General features: G+C 60.8%; 22 protein-coding genes. 13 read left to right on the top strand and 9 right to left on the bottom strand.

The window, feature by feature from the left end; genetic code table 11:
- Nucleotides 1-11 precede the first annotated feature (11 nt).
- From BWR59_RS25425 to glnT, 3 genes are all read right to left on the bottom strand, one after another.
- On the bottom strand, nt 12-695 hold the full coding sequence (locus BWR59_RS25425) for a protein glxC (protein ID WP_081568446.1): 684 nt from the start codon (nt 693-695) through the stop codon (nt 12-14).
- Between the two features lie 11 nt (nt 696-706).
- Nucleotides 707-1,612, bottom strand: a complete 906-nt coding sequence (locus tag BWR59_RS25420) for a glutamine amidotransferase family protein (RefSeq protein WP_081568445.1) — start codon at nt 1,610-1,612, stop codon at nt 707-709.
- Nucleotides 1,613-1,741: 129 nt separating this feature from the next.
- On the bottom strand, nt 1,742-3,076 hold the full coding sequence (gene glnT / locus BWR59_RS25415) for a type III glutamate--ammonia ligase (RefSeq protein WP_081568444.1): 1,335 nt from the start codon (nt 3,074-3,076) through the stop codon (nt 1,742-1,744).
- 289 nt (nt 3,077-3,365) lie between these two features.
- On the opposite strand from glnT, the gene BWR59_RS25410 reads away from it, so the two are divergent.
- The 8 genes from BWR59_RS25410 (at nt 3,366) to BWR59_RS25375 (ending at nt 12,249) form a co-directional block, all read left to right on the top strand.
- Complete coding sequence (locus tag BWR59_RS25410; protein WP_081568443.1) at nt 3,366-3,971, top strand: helix-turn-helix domain-containing protein; 606 nt, start codon at nt 3,366-3,368, stop codon at nt 3,969-3,971.
- Between the two features lie 524 nt (nt 3,972-4,495).
- The gene (gene purU, locus BWR59_RS25405) at nt 4,496-5,362 is read left to right on the top strand and encodes a formyltetrahydrofolate deformylase (protein ID WP_081568442.1); all 867 of its coding nucleotides are present in this window, start codon (nt 4,496-4,498) and stop codon (nt 5,360-5,362) included.
- The gene (gene folD, locus BWR59_RS25400; protein WP_081568441.1) at nt 5,359-6,294 is read left to right on the top strand and encodes a bifunctional methylenetetrahydrofolate dehydrogenase/methenyltetrahydrofolate cyclohydrolase FolD; all 936 of its coding nucleotides are present in this window, start codon (nt 5,359-5,361) and stop codon (nt 6,292-6,294) included. The genes purU and folD overlap by 4 nt, the downstream gene beginning before the upstream one ends.
- The gene (locus BWR59_RS25395; protein ID WP_081568440.1) at nt 6,276-7,517 is read left to right on the top strand and encodes an FAD-dependent oxidoreductase; all 1,242 of its coding nucleotides are present in this window, start codon (nt 6,276-6,278) and stop codon (nt 7,515-7,517) included. The genes folD and BWR59_RS25395 overlap by 19 nt, the downstream gene beginning before the upstream one ends.
- Nucleotides 7,518-7,540: 23 nt before the next feature.
- On the top strand, nt 7,541-7,846 hold the full coding sequence (locus BWR59_RS25390; protein WP_081568439.1) for a sarcosine oxidase subunit delta: 306 nt from the start codon (nt 7,541-7,543) through the stop codon (nt 7,844-7,846).
- Complete coding sequence (locus BWR59_RS25385; protein ID WP_081568438.1) at nt 7,843-10,755, top strand: 2Fe-2S iron-sulfur cluster-binding protein; 2,913 nt, start codon at nt 7,843-7,845, stop codon at nt 10,753-10,755. The genes BWR59_RS25390 and BWR59_RS25385 overlap by 4 nt, the downstream gene beginning before the upstream one ends.
- Before the next feature lie 2 nt (nt 10,756-10,757).
- Complete coding sequence (locus BWR59_RS25380; protein ID WP_081568437.1) at nt 10,758-11,366, top strand: sarcosine oxidase; 609 nt, start codon at nt 10,758-10,760, stop codon at nt 11,364-11,366.
- Between the two features lie 103 nt (nt 11,367-11,469).
- On the top strand, nt 11,470-12,249 hold the full coding sequence (locus BWR59_RS25375; protein ID WP_081568436.1) for an IclR family transcriptional regulator: 780 nt from the start codon (nt 11,470-11,472) through the stop codon (nt 12,247-12,249).
- Between the two features lie 7 nt (nt 12,250-12,256).
- Here BWR59_RS25375 and BWR59_RS25370 read toward each other — a convergent pair whose 3' ends face one another.
- From BWR59_RS25370 to BWR59_RS25350, 5 genes are all read right to left on the bottom strand, one after another.
- On the bottom strand, nt 12,257-13,060 hold the full coding sequence (locus BWR59_RS25370; protein ID WP_081568435.1) for an isocitrate lyase/phosphoenolpyruvate mutase family protein: 804 nt from the start codon (nt 13,058-13,060) through the stop codon (nt 12,257-12,259).
- A 47-nt stretch (nt 13,061-13,107) separates the two neighbouring features.
- Nucleotides 13,108-13,647, bottom strand: coding sequence for a methylated-DNA--[protein]-cysteine S-methyltransferase (locus tag BWR59_RS25365; protein WP_081568434.1), 540 nt, complete (start codon nt 13,645-13,647; stop codon nt 13,108-13,110).
- 117 nt (nt 13,648-13,764) lie between these two features.
- On the bottom strand, nt 13,765-14,688 hold the full coding sequence (locus tag BWR59_RS25360) for a DNA-3-methyladenine glycosylase (RefSeq protein WP_081568433.1): 924 nt from the start codon (nt 14,686-14,688) through the stop codon (nt 13,765-13,767).
- A gap of 136 nt (nt 14,689-14,824) precedes the next feature.
- The gene (locus BWR59_RS25355) at nt 14,825-15,505 is read right to left on the bottom strand and encodes a hypothetical protein (RefSeq protein ID WP_081568432.1); all 681 of its coding nucleotides are present in this window, start codon (nt 15,503-15,505) and stop codon (nt 14,825-14,827) included.
- A 213-nt stretch (nt 15,506-15,718) separates the two neighbouring features.
- Nucleotides 15,719-16,855, bottom strand: a complete 1,137-nt coding sequence (locus BWR59_RS25350) for an MFS transporter (protein WP_081568637.1) — start codon at nt 16,853-16,855, stop codon at nt 15,719-15,721.
- 407 nt (nt 16,856-17,262) lie between these two features.
- Here BWR59_RS25350 and BWR59_RS25345 point away from each other — a divergent pair, with 407 nt between their 5' ends.
- The 5 genes from BWR59_RS25345 (at nt 17,263) to BWR59_RS25325 (ending at nt 22,546) form a co-directional block, all read left to right on the top strand.
- Nucleotides 17,263-18,285, top strand: coding sequence for a LacI family DNA-binding transcriptional regulator (locus tag BWR59_RS25345; RefSeq protein ID WP_081568636.1), 1,023 nt, complete (start codon nt 17,263-17,265; stop codon nt 18,283-18,285).
- 106 nt (nt 18,286-18,391) lie between these two features.
- Nucleotides 18,392-19,198 (top strand): TIM barrel protein, encoded by an 807-nt coding sequence (locus tag BWR59_RS25340; protein ID WP_081568431.1) that lies wholly within the window; start codon nt 18,392-18,394, stop codon nt 19,196-19,198.
- Nucleotides 19,191-20,156, top strand: coding sequence for a sugar kinase (locus tag BWR59_RS25335; protein ID WP_081568430.1), 966 nt, complete (start codon nt 19,191-19,193; stop codon nt 20,154-20,156). The genes BWR59_RS25340 and BWR59_RS25335 overlap by 8 nt, the downstream gene beginning before the upstream one ends.
- A 77-nt stretch (nt 20,157-20,233) precedes the next feature.
- On the top strand, nt 20,234-21,550 hold the full coding sequence (locus tag BWR59_RS25330; RefSeq protein WP_081568429.1) for an MFS transporter: 1,317 nt from the start codon (nt 20,234-20,236) through the stop codon (nt 21,548-21,550).
- Nucleotides 21,551-21,565: 15 nt separating this feature from the next.
- Nucleotides 21,566-22,546 carry a D-glycerate dehydrogenase gene (locus BWR59_RS25325; RefSeq protein WP_081568428.1) on the top strand — a complete coding sequence of 327 codons (981 nt, stop codon included), beginning with the start codon at nt 21,566-21,568 and terminating at the stop codon, nt 22,544-22,546.
- 97 nt (nt 22,547-22,643) lie between these two features.
- On the opposite strand, the gene BWR59_RS25320 is transcribed toward BWR59_RS25325, so the two are convergent.
- Complete coding sequence (locus tag BWR59_RS25320; protein WP_081568635.1) at nt 22,644-24,269, bottom strand: methyl-accepting chemotaxis protein; 1,626 nt, start codon at nt 24,267-24,269, stop codon at nt 22,644-22,646.
- Between the last annotated feature and the right edge of the window lie 148 nt (nt 24,270-24,417).

The following is a 24,417-nucleotide window of genomic DNA, read 5'->3' as shown; positions in this document are numbered from 1 at the left end:
TTGCTCCTGAATCAGTACGCGGAGGCGTTGTCGACTTTGAAGTTGTACAGCTGACGGGCCGAGCCGTAGCGCTTGAAGTCCGAGGCTTTTTCGTTGAAGCCGGCGCGGTTCAGCAGCGCTTGCAGCTCTTCGATGTGTTCGGCGCGCATTTCTTTCTCGATGCAGTCCGAGCCCAGCGATTCGACGCTGCCTTTAACGAAGATCCTGGTCTCGTACAGCGAGTCACCCAGTGCATCGCCTGCGTCGCCGCACACCACCAAACGTCCGGCCTGGCCCATGAAGCAGCTCATGTGGCCGATGCTACCGCCGACGACGATATCGATGCCCTTCATGGAAATGCCGCAACGCGCACCCGCGTCGCCCTCAATCACCAGCAGACCGCCGTGAGCGGTGGCGCCAGCGGCCTGGGAGGCACTGCCTTTGACGCGTACGTAGCCCGACATCATGTTTTCGGCGCAGCCGACGCCGACGTTGCCGTGCACGGTGACCGACGCCTTCTGGTTCATGCCCGCGCAGTAGTAACCGGCGTGGCCCTGGATATCCACGGACACCGCTTCGTTGACGCCGACGGCCAGGTTGTGGGCGCCGTTGGGATGCGTGACGACCCACTCGCGCTCTTCAAGATTCTTGACCTGGTCGTGCAATGCCTGGTTGAGATCGCGGACGCTTGAGGTAGATAGATCAATAGTTTTCATGTGCGTGCTCCTTAAGCCGACTCGCGTTCCCAGATGTACATGGTGGCGGGAACGGGTTCCCAGACCTTGGCTTTCTCAATGCCCGGCAGGCTCGACAGCGCCTGATATTCCGAAGCCATGGCGACGTAGTCATCGGTCTCGGCGAGAATCGCCGGCTTACAGGCAATCGGATCGCGGATCACCGCAAAGCCGTTGCGCGTGCCGATGGCGAAGGTGAAAAAGCCGTCGAGCGCTTCCAGCGAACTGTCCAGCGCGGTCTTCAGCGAGTCGCCCTGTTGCAGGCGCCAGGCCAGATAACCGGCCGCCACTTCGGTGTCGTTCTCGGTGTCGAAGTTGATCCCTTCGCGGCGCAGTTCCTGACGCAGACGGAAGTGGTTGGACAACGAGCCGTTGTGCACCAGGCACAGGTCGGCGCCGGTGGAGAACGGGTGGCTGCCTTCCATGGTCACGGCGCTTTCGGTGGCCATGCGGGTGTGGCCGATGATGTGGCTGCCCTTCATGCTGCCCAGGCCGAAACGCTCGGAAATCTCCTTCGGCAAACCCATGCCCTTGAGGATTTCGATGCTCTTGCCGGCGCTCATGATGCGCACGGTCGGCGCCAGCTCACCCAGCGCGGCGCGCACGGCGGCCTCTTCAGCCTGGATTTTCAGCACGATGGCGCTGGCGTTCTGGAACCAGTCCAGTGATGCGCCAAGCTTGCCTTCCAGCGCCGACACCAGCGCCTTGAAGTCGTAATTGTCAGTGGTCGCCTGCAAGGTCAGCTTGACCCAGCCGTCGCCCACTTCGTCGCCGTAAATGGCGAAGCCGGCACTGTCCGGACCACGGTCGGTCATGGCCGCAAGCATGGGCTCAAAGAGCTTGCCAAGCTGGGATTCCAGCGCCGGGTTTTTAAGATAGAGCCCTACAATTCCACACATAAAGGCAGTCCTCACTTCGTTCGGGAGCGGCAAGCTTCAAGTTGCAAGCAGACCGCATGGATAGAAAATTCGATGTGCGCCACAACGCTGCTTTTGCTTGTGACTTGTGGCTTGCAGCTCATCGCTGCTTTAAAAGAATTCGGTGTAGCGCTTGATTTCCCAATCGCTCACATGGCGGCTGTATTCCACCCATTCCATGCGTTTGAGCTTGATGAACTCGCCGACGATTTCGTTGCCCAGTACCTCGGCGAACAACGGGTCGGCTTCCAGCGCGTCGCAGGCTTCCTTGAGCGATTGCGGCAAGGTCTTGATGCCGCGTGCGGCGATCTCTTCCAGGCTCAACTTGTAGAGGTTCTCGTTGCAGACGTTGTCGATCTCAAGCTTGCGATCGATGCCATCCAGGCCCGCGGCGATGATCGCGGCGCTGACCAGATACGGGTTGCAACCAGCGTCTGGCAAACGGAACTCCAGACGTCCGTAGGGCACGCGAACCATGGCCGAGCGGTTATTCGAACCGAATGCGATAAAAGCTGGCGCCCAGGTCGCGCCGGACAGCGAGTTGCCGACTACCAGACGCTTGTAGGAGTTGACGGTCGGCGCGGCGAAGGCGCAAAGCGCCGGGCCGTGGGCGAGCAGACCGGCAGCGAAGTGATAGGCCATTTTCGACAGGCCCATGCCGCTCGGGTCGCTGGCGTCGTGGAACAGGTTCTTGTTGGTCGCGCTGGCGATCGACAGGTGAAAGTGCATGCCGTTGCCTGCGCGTTTCGGGTCGGGCTTGGGCATGAACGAGCAGATCATGCCCATGTCGTTGGCGATCTCGCCGGCGGCCATGCGGAAGAAGGTGAATCGGTCGGCCGACTCCATGGCATCGCTGTAGGTGTAATTGATCTCGAACTGGCCGTTGGCGTCTTCGTGGTCGATCTGATAGATGTCGAAGCCCACTGGCTGCAAGGCTTCGGTCAGGCGCTCGAGGAACTCACGGGAGCGCGACAGGCCTTTGTAGTCGTAGCAGGGTTTGTCCAATGAATCGCTGGCGTCGACCAGTTGCAGTCCACCGGCGGCATCGCGCTTGAACAGGCTGAATTCAGGTTCCAGACCGGTGTTGAGGGTCCAGCCGCGGTCGCTGAGGCGCTCGACCTGTTTCTGCAGCACGTAACGGCTGTCGTAGGGCCATGGTTTGCCCTCCACATGACCGATGCACACGACCCGGCCATAGCCCTTCTGCCATGGCACCGGGGTCAGGGATGATAGATCGCCCTTGGCCATGAAATCAGGGCCATGAGGCTCCATGCCCATGCCGCAGATGGCGAAACCGGCGAACCCTGCACCGTCTTCAGCGACCATTTCCAGACCCGACACCGGCACGGATTTAGTCTTGGACGATCCATGGATGTCGACGAACTGGGCCAGCACGTATTTGATCCCGTGCTCCTCGATCAGCCGCTGTGTTTCGGTTGGCAACATGAGTGTTCACTCCTGGCGAAAGGCAAAACGTTGAGGTTGAGAACCGCTGTTTCGCTGCCTGCTCGGTACTTATTCCGATCAGGAAACTTACTTTCCCAACAGGAATGCAAGTGCCTTGCCAGTTTGGTATGCCACGCTGAGATAGGACGACGAAGCAGAATTTCCACTCTATATATGGGAATATGGTTTTCGCTGTGGGAATAAACCGGCGACATTTGAACAGCCGGCGCCTGCATCGCACATTCCTGGTGCGAAATTAAAATTATCGAACGGAAACCGTGCATAGCCGATGAATACGCCTGACGAAGAACAACCCAAGTTGAAACTCGAGCAGTACTTAGGGATTCAGATCAAGCGCCAGCGCCAGGCGCAGGAACTGAAGCTGGCCGATGTCGCGCGCATCGCCGGGATCAGCCAGGGCATGTTGAGCAAGATCGAGAATGCCCAGGTCTCCACCAGTCTGGATAACCTCAGCCGCCTGTGCGACGTATTGGGCATGCCCATGTCCAAGCTGTTCAGCCAGTACGACCAGCAAGGCAGCAGCGCGCTATTGGTCAAACATGATGAAGGGCTGGAAGTGGTGCGTCGCGGCACCGAGAAAGGCCACACCTATCACCTGCTCAACCACACGCGTGGACCGAAGAAGAGCTTCGAGGCGTACATGGTGACCATGGATGACGCCAGCGAAGAGTTCCCGACCTTCTCCCATCCCGGCACCGAGTTCCTGCATCTGCTGGAAGGCGAGCTGGTGTATCGCCACGGCAATCAGCTGTACCACATGGAAGCGGGCGACAGCCTGACCTTCGACGGCGACATCCCCCATGGGCCGGAAGAACTGGTGCAGGTGCCGATCCGGTTGTTGTCGATCATGAACTACGGCGGTTCTGCGGAATGAAACCCGCATAGCCCGTCGTCCTCACGCTCTCGCGCATGATCCTTCCCACGGTCGAGCGCATGATCGTTCCCACGCTCCGCGTGGGAATGCATCTGTTGACGCCCCGCGTCACATCACCAGCCGACGCAGAGCGTCAAAGGCCGCGTTACCACGCGGAGCGTGGGACGAGCACTGAATCGGCTGACGCCCCCCCCCCCCGCAGACGCACCCATAAACAATGATCGTTCCCACGCTCTGCGTGGGAATGCATCCCGTGACGCTCTGCGTCATTGCGCAAACCGACGCAGAGCGTCAAAGGCGGCGTTACCGCGCGGAGCGTGGGAACGATCAAGCTAGCCCAGTAAATTTCCCCTCAGTTAAAAAAGTTTCCAGAAACCTCTGGACGCGCAGTTTCCGTTCGCCTATAAAACAGCCTTCGAGAATATTTAATTCCTGATAGGAATTTTTATTCGTCCCTGAAAAAACTGTTTACCCCTGAATCTTCGCTTCGCATCGAGCTGCCGCCACTTTCCAGAGGAACCGCCATGCAACACGAAAAGAACCATTTCATTCTCAAGATCAGTTGTCCGGCGACCTCCGGCATCGTCGCGGCGGTCACCTCGTATCTGGCGGGCAATGCCTGCTACATCGGTGAAATGGCGCAGTTCGACGACGAGTTCAGCGGCAAATTCTTCATGCGCGCGGTGTTCCGTTTCAACGATGGTCACGTCGGCGACATCGCCGAGTTGAAAGCCGGCTTCGAGGACGTCGCCAAGGCGTTCGGCATGCAGTGGGAACTGCACGATACCCGCGAGCCGATGCGGGTATTGCTGATGGTCAGCAAGTTCGACCACTGCCTCACCGACCTCCTCTATCGCTACCACAAGGGCGAGATGGACATGACCATCACCGCCATCGTTTCCAACCACCTGGACCTGCGGCCAATGGCCGAGCGCGAAGGCATTCGTTTCATCTACCTGCCGGTGACCAAGGACACCAAGGCCCAGCAAGAAGCGGCGCTGATGAAAGTGGTGGATGAGACCGGCACCGATCTGGTGGTCCTGGCCCGCTACATGCAGATCCTCTCCGATGACCTGTGCAAGCAGCTTTCGGGCCGGGCGATCAACATTCACCACTCATTCCTGCCGGGTTTCAAAGGCGCCAAGCCGTATCACCAGGCTTATGAGCGTGGCGTGAAACTGATCGGCGCCACCGCGCACTACGTCACCAGCGATCTGGACGAAGGCCCCATCATCGAGCAGGAAGTGCAGCGCGTAGACCACGTTTACCTGCCGGACGACCTGGTCGCCACCGGCCGCGATACCGAAACGGTGGCCCTGTCCAAAGCGGTGAAATACCACCTGGAGCATCGGGTATTCCTCAACAAGGACAGAACGGTGATCTTCCGGTGAATACCTCCAAAGTGATTGACGGCAAGGCCGCTGCGGCCCGGGTACTGGCCAACGTGAAAGCCGATGTGAGCAAACTGAAAAGCGACGGCATCGAGCCGGCGCTCGCAGTGATTCTGGTGGGCCAGGACCCGGCGAGTCAGGTCTACGTGCGCAACAAGATTCTGCGCGCCGAAGAGGCCGGTATCCGTTCGCTTGAATATCGCCTGAGCGCCGAGACAACTCAGGCTGAACTGCTCAAGCTGATCACAGAGCTTAACGATGACCACAGCATCAACGGCATCCTCCTGCAGTTGCCACTTCCTGCGCACATCGAAGAAGCCCTCGTCCTGCAAGCCATCGCACCGGGCAAGGATGTCGATGGTTTTCACAGTGAAAACGTCGGTGGCCTGAGTCAGGGACGCAACGTGCTGACGCCCTGCACCCCCAGCGGTTGCATGCAGTTGCTCGACGACACCTGCGGCGACCTCAGCGGCAAACACGCGGTGGTCATTGGCCGTTCCAACATCGTCGGCAAGCCGATGGCGGCGCTCCTGCTCAAGGCGCATTGCTCAGTGACCGTGGTGCATTCGCGCAGTGTCGATGCCAAGGCGCTTTGTCGTCAGGCCGACATTGTGGTCGCCGCCGTAGGCCGGCCACGGATGATCGATTCCAGCTGGCTCAAGCCGGGCGCCGTAGTGATCGACGTCGGGATCAACCGTATTGAAGAAGACGGCCGCAGCCGTCTGGTGGGCGACGTCGATTTCGACAGCGCCCTGCCCCAGGTCTCGGCCATCACCCCGGTGCCTGGCGGCGTCGGCCCGATGACCATCGCCTTCCTGATGAAAAACACCGTCACCGCGGCGCTTCAGCAGTTTCATTCCCGACAAGCCCACGCGCAGCAGTCCACAACGCAAAGCAGCCCTTCGGAGGCCGTATGCCTTTCAATCTCCTGAAATACGGGCTCAGCTCGGAATACCCGGTCGAGGTCGATCTGCCTGCGCCCAAGGAACTCAAGTCCTCCTATGACGTAGTCATCATCGGCGGCGGCGGTCATGGCTTGGCCACAGCGTATTACCTGTCGAAGTACCACGGCATCAACAACATCGCGGTCCTGGAAAAGGGCTACCTGGGCGGCGGCAACACCGCGCGTAACACCGCTGTGATCCGCTCCAACTACCTGACCAGTGAAGGCGTGAAGTTCTACGCCGAATCGGTGCGAATGTTCGAAGGCCTGTCCAACGAATTCGACTTCAACATCATGTACTCCCATCGCGGCCAACTGACCCTGGCCCACACCGATGCCACTGTGCGCTCGTTCCGTCAGCGCGCTGAAGTGAACAAGCACTTTGGCGGGCGCACCGAGATGATCGACCGCCAGCAGATTCGCGAACTGGTGCCAACGCTCAATCTCGACCCAGGCCATATCCCGGTGCTCGCGGGCCTGTGGCACATGGACGGCGCAACAGCCCGTCACGACGCCGTGGCCTGGGGCTATGCCAAGCAGGCGGCCAAGCGTGGGGTGGAGATTCACCAGCTCACTGAAGTGCAGGAACTGGTCATCGAAAACGGCACCATCACCGCCGTGAAGACCAATCGCGGCACCATCAAGTGCGGCTGCGCCGTGCAGGCTGTCGCGGGCATGAGCTCGCAAATGATGAAGAAGGCCGGGATTCGCTCGCCGATCCAGACCTTCCCGCTGCAAGCCATGGTGACCCAGCCGTTCAAGCCGTTCCTTGACCCGCTGGTGAGCTCGTCCGCTCTGCACTGCTATGTGCAGCAAACCAGCCGTGGCGAGGTGGTGTTTGGTGGCGGCTCGGATCCGTATCCGCTGTTCAACACCCGCTCCACGCTCGACCTGAAAGAAAGCCTGCTGGCCCACGCCATCGAGATGTTCCCGTTCCTGGCCAACGCCAAATTGATGCGTCAGTGGGCCGGGATTACCGACATGACCCCGGACTACAGCCCGATCATGGGGCTGTCGCCGGTGAAAAATTATTACCTCGACGCCGGCTGGGGCACCTGGGGTTTCAAGGCCACGCCTGTCTGCGGCAAGACCATGGCCGAACTGGTGGCCAGCGGCGGCAAGACCCCCGATCTGATCAAGCCATTTGGCCTGGAGCGGTTTTCGACCTTCCAGCAAGTCAATGAAATGGGCGCCACCGCGGCCAGCCACTAACCGCCTTTGAGCAGGAGCAACCGATGAAAGTCATGACATGCCCCCTCAACGGGCCGCGCAATATCAGCGAATTCACCTACGGCGGCGAGTTCAAGCAGATGCCCGATCCGCAGACCTGCACCGATGCCGAGTGGGCCGATTACGTGTTCAACAGCGAAGACACGTTGGGCGTGGTTCGCGAGTGGTGGATGCACAACCCGTCCAGCTACTGGTTTCTCGCCGAACGCCACACCGGCAGCGATGAAATCCTGCGCACCTTCGATCCGAAGGAAGTCTTTAACAGCCGAGTCGAATTCAACGCCGCCGCCACCAAGGAGAACGCCCAATGAGCCGTCTAGCCGCTCCCATGGGCCTGCTGATCGACCGCAATCAGCCGCTGGCTTTCAGTTTCGACGGCAAACCCTATCAGGGCTTTGCGGGCGACAGCATCGCCAGCGCCCTGCTCGCCAACGGCCGTTTCCTGCTGTCCCGCTCGTTCAAGTACCACCGCCCGCGCGGCCCGCTGACCATGGCCGGCCAGGACGCCAACACCCTGGTGCAACTGCCGAGTGAGCCTAACGTGCTGGCCGACAGTCACCTGCTGGAAAACGGCGTGCAAGTCACCGGGCAGAACTTCAACGGCTCGCTGGACAACGACAAGGACGCCTACCTCGGCAAATTCTCGAAGTTCATGCCGGTGGGCTTCTACTACCGCTCGTTCTACAAACCCAAGGGCGCGTGGAAGCTGTGGGAGCCAATCATTCGCAAGAAAGCTGGTCTGGGCGTGCTCGACCTGAAATTCCAGCCCGAGTATTACGACAAGGCCTATCTGTTCGCAGACCTTGCGGTGATTGGCGCAGGCCCGGCCGGGTTGCAAGCGGCACTGACCGCCGCCAACGCCGGCGCCAAGGTACTGCTGGTCGAACAACAGCCGGTGCTCGGTGGTTCGTTGACCTACGCACGCTTTGACATAGAAGGCGCCCGCGCTGAAACCCTGCGTCGTGAGCTGGTCAATGCAGTCGAGGGCCACGCCAACATTCAGGTGCTGAAAAAGGCCACTTGCAACGCCTGGTTCACCGACAACTACCTGCCGGTGATTCAAGGCAAGCGCATGTATAAGGTCCGCGCGACGCAGTGCCTGATCACCAGCGGCTCGTTCGATCAGCCGGTGATCTTCCGCAACAACGACTTGCCGGGCGTGATGCTGACCAGCGCCGCTCAGCGTTTGATGAAACTCTACGCGGTCAAACCGGGCAAACGCGCCGTGGTGCTGACCGGCAATGACGATGGTTACCTCGCCGCTCTTGATCTGCAGGAGCAGGGTGTCGAAGTCGCAGCGCTGGTCGACATGCGTGGTAATCCTGCTGATCGCACGCTGCTGCTGGCCTTGGAAAAGCGCGGCATCACCTGCCATCTCGGCAGCACGGTATTCGAGGCCCTGCACGAAAAAGGCATGCGCCACGTCAGCGGCGCCGACATCCGCAAGATCACCGGTCAGGGACAGGTCGCGAACAGCGGGCTGACCCTCGATTGCGACCTGCTGTGCATGTCCGGCGGCTACATGCCGGTTTATCAGCTGCTGTGTCAGGCCGGCGGCAAACTGGCCTACGACGATCACCTGGCTGAGTTCACCCTGAGCGGCCTGCCGAAAAACCTGACGGTTGCAGGTTCAGCCCACGGCTACCACGCGCTGGACAATGTGCTGGCCGATGCCGTTCATGCTGCTGCCGATATCGTCATGGCCTTGAACCTGGAACTGGCCACCAAGCCCTTGCCGATGCGCCCCGAAGCGCAGGTCAATTTTCCGTGGCCGATTTTCCCTCACCCCAAGGGCAAGGATTTCGTCGATTTCGATGAAGACCTGCAAGTGCGCGACATCATCGATGCCACCAAGATCGGCTACCGCGACTTGCAACTGGTCAAGCGCTACTCCACGGTTGGCATGGGGCCGTCGCAGGGTCGTCATTCGGCCCTGCCGACTGCGCGTCTGGTGGCGGCTTCCACCCAGCGCAGTATCAGTGAAACCGGCGTCACCACTGCCCGTCCTCCTTTCGAGGCGGAGAAACTGGCCCACGTCGCTGGCCGTGCGTTCGACCCGTACCGCCAGACCCCGATGCACAAGCGGCACCTGGACGCCGGGGCCAAGATGATGCCTGCCGGGATCTGGCAGCGCCCTGCGTTTTACGGTAAGGCCAGCGAGCGCGACACGTGCATGCAGGCCGAAGCGCTGCACGTGCGCAACAAGGTCGGGATAATCGACGTTTCCACCCTCGGCGGTCTGGACGTGCGCGGCCCGGATGCTGCCGAACTGCTCAATCGCATGTACACCTTCGCCTTCCTCAAACAGCCGATCGGCCGTTCGCGCTACGCGCTGATGACCAACGAACACGGCGTGGTGATCGACGACGGCGTCTGCGCGCGCTTCGGCGAAAACCATTTCTACGTCACCGCCACCACCAGCGGCGTGGATCGCATTTATCAGCAGATGCTCAAGTGGAATGCGCAATGGCGCTTGAACGTCGACATCGCCAACGTCACCGCAGCGATTTCAGCGGTCAACGTGGCGGGTCCGGATTCACGCAAGGTGCTGGAGAAGGTCTGTCACGATCTGGATCTGTCGGCAGAAGGCTTCCCGTATCTGGGCGTACGTCAGGGCACCGTGGCCGGGATCAAGGCGCGGCTGTTGCGCGTCGGTTTCGTGGGTGAACTGGGCTATGAAATTCACGTTCCCGCGCGTCATGCGCTGAAGCTGTGGGATGCGCTGATGGCGGCTGGCAAGGACTTCGACATTCGTCCTTTCGGCGTCGAAACTCAGCGTCTGCTACGGCTGGAAAAAGGCCACGTGATCATCAGTCAGGACACCGACGGCATGACCCACCCGGCCGAGATCGACATGGGCTGGGCGGTCAGTCGTACCAAGCCGTTCTTCGTGGGACGCCGCTCGGTGGACATCCTCGAAGCCCAGCCACAGAAACGCAAACTGGTGGGTTTCACCCTGCCCAAAGCCAGCCCGCAACCGCTGGAAGGCCATCTGGTGCTGACTCATTCAGGAAGCAGCGGGCCGGACATCAGCGGCAACGTGACCTCCTGCGAATACTCGCAATCACTCGACAAGATCATCGGCCTGGCTTACGCCAACTTCGATCAAAGCCAGCCAGGGCAGCAGATTCCGATTCGGGTCGAGGGCGGCGTAGTCGTCCAGGCCACCGTGGTGAAACTGCCCTTCTTCGACCCTGAAAACCAGCGCCAGGAGCTCTGACAATGTCCAGCCTTACTGCACAAAGCCAACGGGCGTGCGCACCTCTACCACTCGGCGCGCTTGCAAAGTGCGCACTGGTCGACCTGACTGACATCCCGCGGGTCGGTTTTCGTGGCCAGCACAGTGCCGAATACCTGCAAGCCCGTGGCTTCGAACTGCCTGATGCTCCCAACCGCGCCGTGACTCAGGCCGACGGCAGCCACGTCGCGCGCCTGTCGCAGACTGAGTACTTCATCCTCGGCAGCCTGGGTGATCGTGGCGAACGCGTCGCCGACGAAGAAGCACGCTGGGAGCTGGACCACAGCGCCAACTACCTGCTGCCTCGCGAGGACAGCCACGCCTGGCTTCAATTGAGCGGGACATGCATTGCCGAGGTGATGGCGAAACTGTGTGGCGTCGACCTGCGCCCACAGGCGTTCGCAGCGGGTGCGGTTGCACAGACGTCGGCGGCGCGGATCAACGTGATCGTGATCAACCTTGGTGAACAGGGGGCGCCTGCGTTTCAGATCCTGTTCGACCGGGCGTCCCTTGAGTATTTCAAGGCTGCGATGCTGGATGCCATGGCCGAGTTTGATGGGCAGTTGTTGGGGGTTGACTCACTCTGCCGCTGACCACTGCCTCTGTAGCAGCAAGGCTTGCCGGCAGTGGCGATAACAAGCATGTCACCGCAGGCACGCCGCGCTGCTACGAATTCTGCACAGTATGGAGCCCGTCATGAACATCCTCGAAACTCCGGAAAAGGACACCGACTACAGCGTCCCCGCCCTCGCCCGCGGCCTGAGTGTGCTGGGCATGTTCAATGCCCGGACGCGTAGCCTGAGCATTCAGGAGATCGCCGAGCGGCTTGGCGTGAGCACGTCGGCGGTGTACCGCATCCTGTTCACCCTGACCAACATGGGCTACCTGAACAAGCACAACACTCAGTACGAACTCGGCGCGCGGGTGATCAGCGATGGCTTCAGCTATCTGGCCAGTCGCGACATCGTTGAAGTCGCGATGCCGCACCTCAACGAACTGCGGGATCGCACCTCGCTGTCCTGCCATCTGAGCATTCGCGAACACACCGACAGTCTCTATCTGTACCGTGCCTTCGCGGCGCAAAGGCTGTCGGTGAACATCCCCGTGGGCACACGCATCGCCTGTCACTGCACGGCCATGGGCCGCATGCTGCTGACCGCGCTGAGCGATAACGAGCTGGGCGCGCTCTACCAGCATATTCGGCTTGACGACTACCCGACACCCGCGCCGCGAACCTTGCCGGAACTACAGGCGCTGATCGAGGGCGACCGGAACCTGGGATGGGTGCTGCATCGCTCGGATTATTCGACGGCGATCGCGACTGCGGTAAAAGATCACAACGGCAAGGTCGCTGCCGCAATCAACCTGTCCGGGCCCGATGCCGTGATGGACCCGGCAGGTGCGAAGGAAAGGTTTCTGGGCTTGTTGCTCGAATGCAGCGCGAAGATCAGCCGCGACTTGGGGCATCGCGACTAATCTGCCATCAATGCCCGAACAACGCCTGAATCTGCGGATAGGTCATGCTGCTCTGAGTCACCGCCTCCGAACGCCCTTCTTCAAGGAAACCACGGGCCAGTTCCTGCGCATGCCCCCACAATGTCTGGGCCACAGCAGAGCCTGCGCTCAGACGGTGCACCCCAAGTTTTGCCAGTTCATCAGCGACCGGCAGCCCGGGACGTGCAAGCACGTTGATCGGCAAATCAGCCCCCTGAACGATGGCCCTGATTGCTTCGACATCGATCACCGCCGGGACGAACAACCCGTCAGCCCCCGCCTGCTGGTACAACCGGCCACGCTTCAAGGTTTCTTCGACCTTGGACGCGTCATCCACCAGGTTGGCCAGATACACATCGGCACGGGCATTGATGAACACATCCAAGTTGTTCTTCGCCGCCATTTCCTTGATCGCTTCGATCTTGCGCGCCAGCAATTCGGGAGCATCGGGGCCGTCTTCCAGGTTGATGCCCACCGCGCCGACATCCAGCACCCGCTTGACGTTTTCCGCGACCCTCAGCGGCTCATCCGAATAGCCGTTCTCCATGTCCACCGACAGCGGCACCTTGATGATGCGCACGATGCTCGCTGCCACACTGACTGCCACCTCTATCGGAAATACCCGGCCATCGGCATAGCCTTGAGACCAGGCCACACCTGCGCTGGTGGTCGCCACTGCGGTGGCGCCGAGGTTTTCAAGCAGGCGTGCGCTTCCCGCATCCCAGGCATTGGGCAGACGCAGAACGGTGGATTGATGGTGCAGGTCACGAAACGCTTTGGCAGAAGCAGGCATGTTCATCTCCATTGAATACGTGTGGTGTGCGAGCAGAACGAATGAGTCTAGAACAGCGAAGCCTGAGTAGAGGGGACATCATTGCGGCGCTTTTTGGCTGGCTGCGGCATCCCGCCTTCCAGCGTCAGCAACAACTCCTTGGCCGCCAGACCACCGGCAAAACCGGTCAGCGCGCCCGAACTGCCGATCACCCGGTGACAAGGCGCAACGATGGAAATCGGGTTCTTGCCATTGGCCGCGCCCACTGCACGCACCGCCGCCGGATTGCCGATCTGAATAGCGATATCGAGGTAGCTGCGGGTTTCACCGAAGGGAATGGTCAGCAAGGCCTGCCAGACTTTCTTCTGGAATTCGGTGCCGTGAAAATCCAGCTCAAGATCGAAGCTGTTACGGGTGCCCGCAAAATACTCGGCGAGCTGTCGTTCGGCCTGATCAAGAATCGCGCTGCCCTGGTCCTCGCTCATGTGGCCCAGCGGCACGCGATTGGGGCGGTCGTTTTCCCAGAGGATCGCCGCCAGGCACGGCCCTTTGGCGATCAGCTTCAACTGCCCGACCGGGGATTCGATAAAGCGATAGGTGAACGCCATTGCGAGCCTCCTGGTGAATGTCGACCTGGCCTTGGATGACGTCAGGCGGGTCGGAATGGGCCCATGTTAACCGCCACGCTTATCCGGGCCATCCAGTTCTTGCGATCAAATTCGCGATCAGCCGCCCTTGGCCTTGCCCGCCACGTCGGCTGCGGAATTCCAGATGTGCATGGCGGCGTAGGCGCGCCAGGGTTTCCAGGCTTCGGCCCGCGCTTTGTGCAGAGCCAGACGGGTCAGGCTCGGGTCCTGCAGGGTCATGAGGTTCATCAGCACCAGGTCCGACGCCGGCCATGCATCCGGATCGCGCCAGGCGCGCATGGCGATGTATTCAACCGTCCACGGGCCGATGCCCGGCATCGCCAGCAACTGACGACGCAGCTCACCGACGTCATCGCCATGGCTGACGTTCAAGGAGAGTTCGCCGCTGGCCACCGCTGCTGCAACGCGTTGCAGGGTTTCGACGCGCTTTCCCGGCATGCCGATCTTGTCCAGATCGACCCGTGCCAGCGCATCGGGGGTCGGAAACCGCCAGGCCAGTGGCTCGATGGGGCTTTCGGGCACCTGAACCCCTGCACGCTGCACCAGACGCCCGACAATGGTGGTCGCGCCCTTAACGCTCACCTGCTGACCGACGATGGTCCGCACCACCAGTTCGAACCCCGCAAAGGCACCCGGTACGCGCAATCCGGGTCGCGTCTGCACCAGCGATGCCAGCCACGGATCGCTCGAAAGACCCTGGTCGATCTCATCCGGGTTGGCGTGCAGGTCGAACATGTGGGAAATGGGTTCGACCAGTGCATCGATGTGCCGGCTCACCTCCCCGTGCACCGTGGCGATCAGGTGATCCTGTTGTGGTGCCATCGCTACTGACAGCGTGCCGACGCTGCCCTTGAATTCGATATTGCGCAGGTACACGCCATCGATCACCGCCTCGACTCCCGCAGTCATCCGTGCCGCGAAAAAATCGAGCATGCGTTGCCAATCGAAAGGGGGATTGAACGGTAAAAGTCGGGTGGCCTGGAGGTGCGAAGTGTCGAGCATCGGGAGCGCCGGGGGAGAATTCAGACCAGCTGAACGCTAACGCAGCCCTTCTGAGAACACAACGAAACTGAAGTCGGAGCGGCTTCTGCAGCAGCACGGCCGGGCTGCTACAGAGTCGAGGGGTGGGACCAAGCACTCAGCTCGGGCAACCCACTGCCCCGCCGTTGAGGTTCTGCTTGTAGTTCTCGTACTGCAGCGTGGCCTTGCCGTTGTTCCATTTCAGGGTCAGCACCAGCATCGAGTCGAAATCGTCGCCCGTCCAGTCGTTGACCAGCTTCAATTTTTCGCCCGACGCCTCCTGAGCGACCTTGTTGATCAACTCCGGCAGGTAACCGTGGGACCAGGCAGTGTAGATGGTGGAGTCGTGGTATTTGTCGCGCATGAACTCGTCTGCCAGGTCGCTGGTGTCGTTGGCGGCAAAGTCGATGTTGACCGGCAAACCGAGTTTGATGGCGCTGGGGCCGACGGTCATCAGCGGCCGCAGGTAGCTGTAGGAATGATCGCCGGCACCCTCTTCGACATGGCGACTGGGGTTCGCGGCGAAGATGAAATCGGCCTTGCCGAAGGTCTCCGGCAGGACCGTGGACAGGTCGATGGCGCGATTGAGGCCTTGGCAATTCAGCTGGCCCAGGCCCATGTCGGGTTTTTCCGCGTGGCGCAGGAACACCAGGGTTTGCGTGCCGTTTTTAGGTTCGGCATGCACGCCGCGGCCTACGGTGAACCAGAACACCGCTGAGCAGATGAGGAGAATCGGCAACAGGAAATAAGCGAAGCGCTGGAGCGCGGCGGCAAACAAGGGTGATTTGAAAAAGGTCATGATGGCCTGTGTTCCGATGATGCGTGAAGGGCTCTGCGCCCTGTGCAACGTCCCTGTGAACTGGCGATTGGCTAGCGACTGCAGACTAGCGAAGCTTTATGTCCGTATGAAGAATGACCATCAGAGGTGAAATTGCCTCAGAGGTTGCACGCAAACCTCTGATTTTCCGGATTAATCGCCGAATGGTATGTAAGAGGATGTATCAGCAGACGGTCACGCCACCACTTCACGTGCCTTGTAGCGGCTGCATATGATGGCGCTGATCACCACCGCCAAACCCGCAATGCTGTAGACCCAGGACGGCGACGCGATGGGAAGCAACACCCCCGCCAGCAAAGGCCCGACCCCGGCGCCAACGTCGCGCCACACTGCGTTGCCGGCCAATGCCTGCACCCGCCCCGGCCCCGGATTTCGCTCCGCCACCAGGGTGGTCACCAACGGCAATTGCAGGGCGCGCAGGATCAACACACTGCCTGCACCGATGATCAGCCAGTGGAAGCCGAACGCCGTCAGCGCAAGGGTGGTCAGCGCGGAAAACACCACCAGCATACGCACCGCTCCGAACGCGGCGGCCGCGCGCCCGCCCAAGGGGCTCAGGAGCATTTCCGAAACATAACGCAGCGCCAACAGCACGCCGGCGATGAACACCGCATTGCCGCCAAGGACGGTTTGCGCCTGCAACGACAGGCCAAAAATGAAAAGCCCGTCCAGCGCGACACCTTCGATGAAGGACCACATGGCGATGCTGTCCGGTGCCCTGAAACGCCTTCCCGTTGCAGTCGGCATCGCATGAGGGATCTTCGGTAAGCCCTTGGCGACCCACAGCGCCGCCAGTGAGAAGAACGCCAGGATCAGGAAAATCAGACGTGGGCCGAAATGCAGGCTGATCAGCGCGCCTATCGGCAAGGCCAGCATCGGCCCGATGGCGATGATCGCCCGCGAAGTCCCTGCCCGGCGTGCCGCGCCGCCCGGTTCGGAAGTCGCCAACGCCTGGGTCGACAGATTAAGCGCGCCGAACGTCAGCCCCCAGCCCAGACGCAAGATCAGCAGCCACCAGAAACCGGTGAAGAACGAGTTGCCGAACGCGCAGAGCGCCGACACCAGTGCCGCCAGCATCACGGTCGGGCGATCACCATGCCTGGCGTAGAAACGCACCACATAGCTGTAGCCGAAAATCCGCACCAGCCGGTTGGCCGCCAGCAGAATCCCCGCCTCCGCCAGGCTGATGCCGAACGCATCGGCGTTCATCGGCAGTAACAGATACAACAGGACATCGCTGGGCAGGCACAGGCTGAGAACGGTCGCCGAACGGCGGGAAGCTGAATCGGCATCTCGGGCAGTGGCAGACATGCGCTGAAAGGTCCTGTAACACAATTGAAAAGGCAGCATGCAGACCGGGACGGCTGCTGACAACTGCTCATTCCTACTTTCCGCGAAAATTCTGAGTCGGTCGCCTGAGTACAGGAAATCGACGCGGTTGCGGGAATTGTCGCGGTCCATTGTGGGAGGGAGCTTGCTCGCGAAAGCGTCGTTACATCCGGCACTGAGGGTGACTGAGCCACTGCATTCGCAAGCAAGCTCCGTCCCACATGGGTTCTGTGCAAGCCGGTGGATCGGGACCGACGGCCAACATCGCTCCACCTTTCATCCGATCCCGAGTTGACGACGGACGCACTTTGGTGTTTCCTGAAACCGGTTTCAGAGCAACACACGCTCTTCGTAAAAGCCTGCTGATAAATCCAAAAAAGGGTCAGGCCGTGAACAACATGTCAAACCCGACGCGTGCCCGCGTCACCATGAATGACGTCGCCGACATGGCCGGCGTTTCCAAAGCCAGCGTCTCGCGCTTCATTGGCGACGACCGGCAACTGCTGTCCGAGGCCATAGCCCAACGCATCGAACACGCCATCGAAACCCTCGGCTATCGCCCCAACCAGATGGCCCGCGGCCTGAAACGCGGCCGTACCCGCCTGATCGGCATGCTGGTGGCCGACATCCGCAACCCCTATTCCATTGCCGTGATGCACGGCGTCGAAACCGCCTGCCGCAAGCACGGCTACAGCCTGGTGGTGTGCAACACTGACCGCGACGACGAGCAGGAGCGCCTGCATCTGGCAGCGCTGCGCTCGTACAACATCGAAGGCCTGATCGTGAACACCCTCGGCCATCATCTGGATGAACTGCGCGAACTGCACACCGAACTGCCCATGGTGCTGGTGGATCGCAAGGTCGATCAGTTACAGAGCGATCTGGTCGGGCTGAACAATATCGCAGCGGTGAAACAGGCGCTGGATCACCTGCAACAAACGGGCTATCGCGACATCCTCATGGTGACCGAACCGCAAGACGGCACCAGTTCGCGGGTCGAGCGCGTTGACGCCTTCAAGGCAGGAATCGCCCAGCGTTCCGGCATGCGTGGCAGGGTGCACCAGACCGGCGACAACCTGCGCGATCATCTGCGCGAATTCCTCGCCCAGACCGGCCATGGCCCCAAAGCCCTGTTCACCGGGAACGGCGTCGCCACCCTCAGCACTACCTGCCAGTTGCACAATCTGGGCTGCCATCTGTTCGACGACATCGGCCTGATCGCCCTCGATGACCTGGACTGGTACCCCTTGGTGGGCAGCGGCATCACTTCCCTGGCGCAACCGACCCACGACATTGGCGTGACGGCCTTCGAGTGCCTGCTCGGCCGTTTGCGTGGCGATCAGGAGCCGGTGAAGACCTACGACTTTCCTGCCGAATTGATCGTACGCGGCTCCACCCGACAGCGATCCTGAATCCCCCTTTTCACTACCGCAGGTCTTCAGACCTGATGATTTGAAGAACTTTCTTCGAGGCTGTTGTCTCGAAGAAAAATGAAACCGGTTTCAGAGGACAATAACAATGAATCGATTCCCCGTTGCCATCAGCCTGGGCGCCTTCGGTGCCGACCTCGTACGCCAACGCGGCCAGGCCAGCTTCATTCCGCTGCTGGTGGAAGCTGGTGTGACCCGCATCGAACTGCGCGAAGAACTGTTCAGCGGTCGCGAAGACCTGCAAGCCCTCGGCGAAGCCATTCGCGCTCAGGGCCTGGAATGCCTGTATTCGGCGCCGCTGGAACTGTGGCTCGAGGGCCAGAATCAACCGAATCCGCAACTTGATGCGACGCTGCAACGGGCCAGCGCCTGTGGTGCAGCCTGGCTGAAGGTTTCATTGGGCCATCTGACCGAAGACAGCGACGTCGCCGCGCTGGCCGACCGCCTGGCCCGTTACGACGTGCATCTGTTGGTGGAAAACGATCAGACGCCACAGGGCGGTCGTATCGCGCCGCTCGCTGAGTTCTTCGCCCGCGTCGACGCGCTGCAGATGCCCATTGGCATGACTTTCGATATCGGCAACTGGATGTGGCAGGAACAGTCTGCCTTCAGCGCCGCGCGGGAGCTGGGCCGCTATGTCGAATACGTGCATTGCAAGGCTGTAGTGCGCACTGCGGCAGGCAAGCTGATCGCCGTGCCACCAAAAGCCGCCGATCTGCAGCAGTGGGAGCAACTGCTCAAGCACATGCCCAGCGGCCTGCCTCGCGCGGTCGAATACCCGCTGCAAGGCGACGACCTGCTGGAAGTGACCCGGGCTCAGGTCGACGCCCTCGCCCACCTCGGCCAGTCGTCCATCGCCGTTCAATCCGCCAGCGAGACCCTGAGCCATGTCTGAGATCGATATCCTTTCCTTCGGCGAAACCATGACCATGCTGGTCGCCGAACAGACCGGCGATCTGGCTCAGGTTCGTCATTACGAGAAGCGCATCGCCGGCGCCGACAGCAACGTTGCCATCGGCCTGTCGCGGCTGGGTTTCAAGGTGGCGTGGCTGAGCCGGGTCGGCAACGACTCGATGGGCCGCTTCGTGACCGACAGCCTGCAACAGGAAGGCGTCGATTGCAGCCATGTGGCGGTCGACCCCGCGCACCCGACCGGCTTTCAGTTCAAGTCGCTGGAGCTGGAAGGCGCCGACCCGGTGGTCGAATACTTCCGTCGCGGTTCGGCGGCCAGCCATCTTTCGGTGAACGACATCGTTCCCGACCTGCTCAAGGCGCGGCACCTGCACGCTACTGGCATTCCGGCGGCGCTGTCGGATACCTGCCGCGAGCTGTCCCATGTGCTGATGACGCAGATGCGCGATGCCGGACGCAGTGTCTCGTTCGACCCCAATCTGCGGCCTTCGCTGTGGTCCAGTCAGGCTGTGATGATTCGCGAGGTCAACCATCTGGCGAGTCTGGCGCACTGGGTCATGCCAGGCATGGCCGAAGGCGAATTGCTGACCGGCTACGACACCCCTGCCGACATCGCAAAATTTTATTTGGACATGGGCGTCGAGGCGGTAGTGATAAAGCTCGGCGCAAAAGGCGCGTATTACCGCACCCAGCTGAACGAGGCCTTCGTGCCGGGCGTTCCAGTGGCCAAGGTCATCGATACGGTTGGCGCGGGCGACGGCTTCGCGGTGGGCGTGATCAGCGCCCTGCTGGAAAACCTCGGCTTCGCTCAAGCGACGGCGCGGGGTAACTGGGTCGGTAGCCAGGCGGTTCAGAGCCGTGGCGACATGGAGGGCCTGCCCACCCGCGCCGCATTGCAAGCCGCCGAACTCAACGAATCCCCGCGACGACAGACCGCCTGATTCGCTCATTCATTTGCGTGCACACACTGTTCCCATTCACCTGCTGCGACAAAAACAACATGCTCAGGGAGCCTGAAATGGAAAAGCTACTCGAAAACGTCAAGCACGCCGGCCTCAAACGTCGCTGGCTGCTAATCATGCCGATCGTGTTCATCACCTACAGCCTGGCCTATCTGGACCGCGCCAACTACGGCTTCGCCGCAGCCTCGGGCATGGCCGAAGACCTGCACATCACCCCCGGCATGTCGTCGTTGCTGGGTGCGCTGTTCTTCCTCGGCTACTTCTTCTTTCAAGTACCTGGCGCGATCTACGCGCAGAAGAAGAGCGTGAAGAAGCTGATCTTCGTCAGCCTGATTCTCTGGGGTGGCCTGGCGACCCTGACCGGGATCGTCTCCAACGCCTACATGCTGATCGGCATTCGCTTCATGCTCGGCGTGGTCGAAGCGGCGGTGATGCCGGCAATGCTGGTGTACCTCTGCTACTGGTTCACCAAGGCTGAACGCTCCCGGGCCAACACCGTGCTGATCCTCGGCAACCCGGTGACCATGCTCTGGATGTCGGTCGTGTCGGGTTATCTGGTGGCGCATTTCAGCTGGCGCTGGATGTTCATCGTCGAAGGTCTGCCTGCGGTGATCTGGGCCTTTATCTGGTGGCGTCTGGTGGACGAGCGCCCGGCTCAGGCCAAGTGGCTGACCGCTGAAGAGAAAACTGAACTGCAAGCGCGTCTGGACGCCGAACAGGTTGGCATCAAACCGGTGAAGAACTACGCCGAAGCCTTCCGCTCGCCGAAAGTCCTGCTGCTGGCTGCGCAGTATTTCTGCTGGAGCATCGGCGTGTACGGTTTCGTGCTGTGGCTGCCAACCATCATCAAAAAAGGCATGCAGATGGACATGGTCGAGGCCGGCTGGCTGTCGGCGCTGCCATATCTGGCAGCGGTGATCGGCATGGTGCTGGTGTCCTGGGCCTCGGACAAACTGCAGAAACGCAAACTGTTCGTCTGGCCACCGCTGCTGCTGGCCGCCATCGCGTTCTACGGCTCCTATGCGCTGGGCACCGAGCATTTCTGGTGGTCCTACACGCTACTGGTGATCGCCGGCGCCTGCATGTACGCGCCTTATGGTCCGTTCTTTGCGATTGTGCCGGAAATCCTCCCCGTGAACGTCGCGGGCGGCGCCATGGCGCTGATCAACAGCCTCGGTGCACTGGGCTCGTTTGCCGGTTCGTATCTGGTCGGTTACCTCAACGGCGCCACTGGCACCCTGAGCGCGTCCTACCTGTTCATGAGCGGCGCGCTGCTGGTTTCGGTGGTGCTGACCCTGCTGCTCAAACCGGACAACTCCACAAAACCGGTGCGCGATGAGCCGAATGTTCGTCGCACGCCTGCGCATCCCTGATCTGGAAATCATTCGATGAACAAGCATGTCGTTCTCTACAAAAAACTCTCGGCGCCCCTGATGGAGCGCCTGGAGGCACAGGCGCAAGTCACCCTGATCGACGATCCCAAAGGCCCTGACGGCATCGCCCGATTGCGCGATGCCCTGCCGCAAGCGGACGGTTTGCTTGGGGCCAGCCTCAAACTCGACGCGCAACTGCTTGATCTCGCACCGAAGCTCAAGGCCGTTTCGAGCGTTTCGGTGGGTGTCGACAACTACGACATCGACTACCTGACGTCGCGCGGCATTTTGCTCACCAACACCCCGGACGTGCTGACCGAAACCACCGCCGACACCGGGTTTGCGCTGATCATGGCCACCGCCCGGCGTGTGGTGGAACTGGCGAGCATGGTGCGTGACGGCCAGTGGACCCAGAACCTCGGAGCGAAGCATTTCGGCACCGATGTGCACGGCAAAAAGCTCGGGATCATCGGCATGGGGCGGATCGGTGAAGCGGTCGCACGACGGGGCCACTTCGGGTTCGGCATGCCGGTGATCTACCACAGCCATTCGCGCAAACCCGCGGTGGAAGCGCGCTTCAATGCCCAGTACCGGAGCCTGGAGGCGCTGTTGCAGGAAGCGGATTTTGTCTGCCTGACCCTGCCGTTGACCGCAGAGACCGAAGGGCTGATCGGCGCCGAGCAGTTCGCGCAGATGCGCCCCGAGACGATCTTCATCAATATCGCACGGGGCAAGGTGGTGGACGAACAGGCACTGATTCACGCGCTGCAGAACAAGCAGATCCGCGCGGCGGGTCTGGATGTGTTCGAGCGTGAGCCTATCGCTGCGGATTCGCCACTGTTGAAACTCGACAACGTCGTGGCGACGCCGCACATGGGCTCGGCCACCCACGAAACCCGGGAGGCCATGGCGAGCTGTGCCGTGGACAACCTGCTCAGCGCGCTGGCCGGAGAACGGCCAGCGAATCTGGTGAATGAAGAACTCTGGAATCGCTGATTTTTAGCAGTCCGCCTTGCCGGCGGTGGCGTCATCAACATCGATACCGCCGGCGCGCCAGACACTGCTACAGACGTTCATCACCCCACAGGTGAGGTCAAATCACAAAACGCGTCACCATCGCCTTCAGATCCACCGCCAGACGCGACAGTTCGTGGCTGGCGGCGCTGGTCTGGTTGGCACCCGCTGCGGTCTGGGCCGCCAGATCGCGAATGTTCACCAGGTTGCGATCCACTTCCCTCGACACCTGCGCCTGCTCCTCCGAAGCACTGGCAATGACCAGATTGCGCTCGTTGATCTGCGAAATCGCCTCGGTAATGAGTTCCAGTGCGTCACCCGCCGAATTGGCCAGGCTCAAGGTGCTGCGCGTGCTGTCGGTATTGCGCGACATCGACTGCACCGCATCGCCGGTGCGGGTCTGGATGCCGGCCACCATCTGCTCGATTTCAGTAGTCGACTGCGCCGTGCGATGGGCCAGCGCCCGCACCTCGTCGGCCACCACCGCAAAACCGCGCCCTGCTTCACCGGCGCGTGCCGCTTCGATGGCGGCGTTGAGCGCCAGCAAGTTGGTCTGCTCGGCGATGGAGCGAATCACATCCAGCACCTTGCCGATATCGCGCCCCTGCTCCGCCAGACCTTCCACCAGGCCGGTGGTCGCCTGAATCTGCTGGGTCATGTCCTGAATCGATTTGACGGTCTCGACCACTCGATCACGGCCCTGACGCGCAGTCTGATTGGATCGCTGCGAGGCTTCGGATGTCGACACCGCATTGCGCGCCACCTCCTCAACCGCTGCGGTCATTTCGTTGACGGCCGTCGCGGCCTGTTCGATTTCATTGTTCTGTTGTTGCAGGCCACGAGAGGATTCTTCCGTTACCGCACTAAGCTCTTCCGCCGCAGAGGCCAGTTGCGTGGCCGAGCCGGAAATCAGCTCGATGGTCTTACGCAGGTTTTGCTGCATGGTCGCCAAAGCCTTCAACAGCTGTGTGGCTTCATCCTTGCCGTCGACTTCAATAGGTCGGGTCAGATCGCCAGCAGCAATTTCTTCGGCAACACGCACCGCTCTAGACAGCGGGTTAACGATACTTTTAGTCAGCAGCCAGGCCAGAAAGATGGTCATGAGTGCGGCAATGACCGACACCGAAATAACGCCGATATTAGCGCCGTCATATTGTTGTTTTGAAACAACGGTTGCCTCGGCCGCGCTTTGCTTATTAATGGTGATGAGCTGATTAAGCTGCACGCCCATGAGGTCGGTGGCGTCTTTCATGCGCGTGTTGATCAAGTTGCGCATCTCTTCCATCTTTTCCTGACGAGACAGGTCCAGCACCTGTGCCTGAACATCAAGAAAGGTGGCCAGGGTTGCTTCAAATTGACGATAAACCGCCAACTCTTCGCCCTCGGCAGGCAACGCGGCGTAGTTCTTTTTAGCGTCTTGCAACTTGCCGATCAGCTCGGCGATACGCCCATCCGTTTCCCGCAGGGCGGCGGGCTCACGGTTGACCAGGGTGCGGAACGAGGTGATGCGCAGGCGCAGCGTGTTCTCCAGCATGTTGCCCAGATAACCCACGCTGGGCAGCTGATTGGTTTCCATGTCGGTGGTCGCCTGTCGAATGACCGACATGCGATTGAGCGCAAAAAAGCCTAACCCGATCACCAGTACGGCGATGAAGGCGAACCCCAGAAATGCACGCGGTGCGATGTTCATGTTTCTTATCGACATGGAATGTCTCTCTTGAAAGATCCGGCTGAGTGCGTCCATGCGAAGATCAAACACCAGAAACTGCAGTTCGTCTCTTCGGTAAATGATGGCCGCCATGTGAAATGCTGCCATGGCAATTCTCCTGCGCCATCTGTTCTATCGGCCAGAC

It is taken from the genome of Pseudomonas sp. Bc-h (assembly GCF_002080045.1).
Classification (GTDB): domain Bacteria; phylum Pseudomonadota; class Gammaproteobacteria; order Pseudomonadales; family Pseudomonadaceae; genus Aquipseudomonas.
Note: the sequence above shows the minus strand (reverse complement) of the source record. Positions and strands in the feature narration are given on the sequence as shown.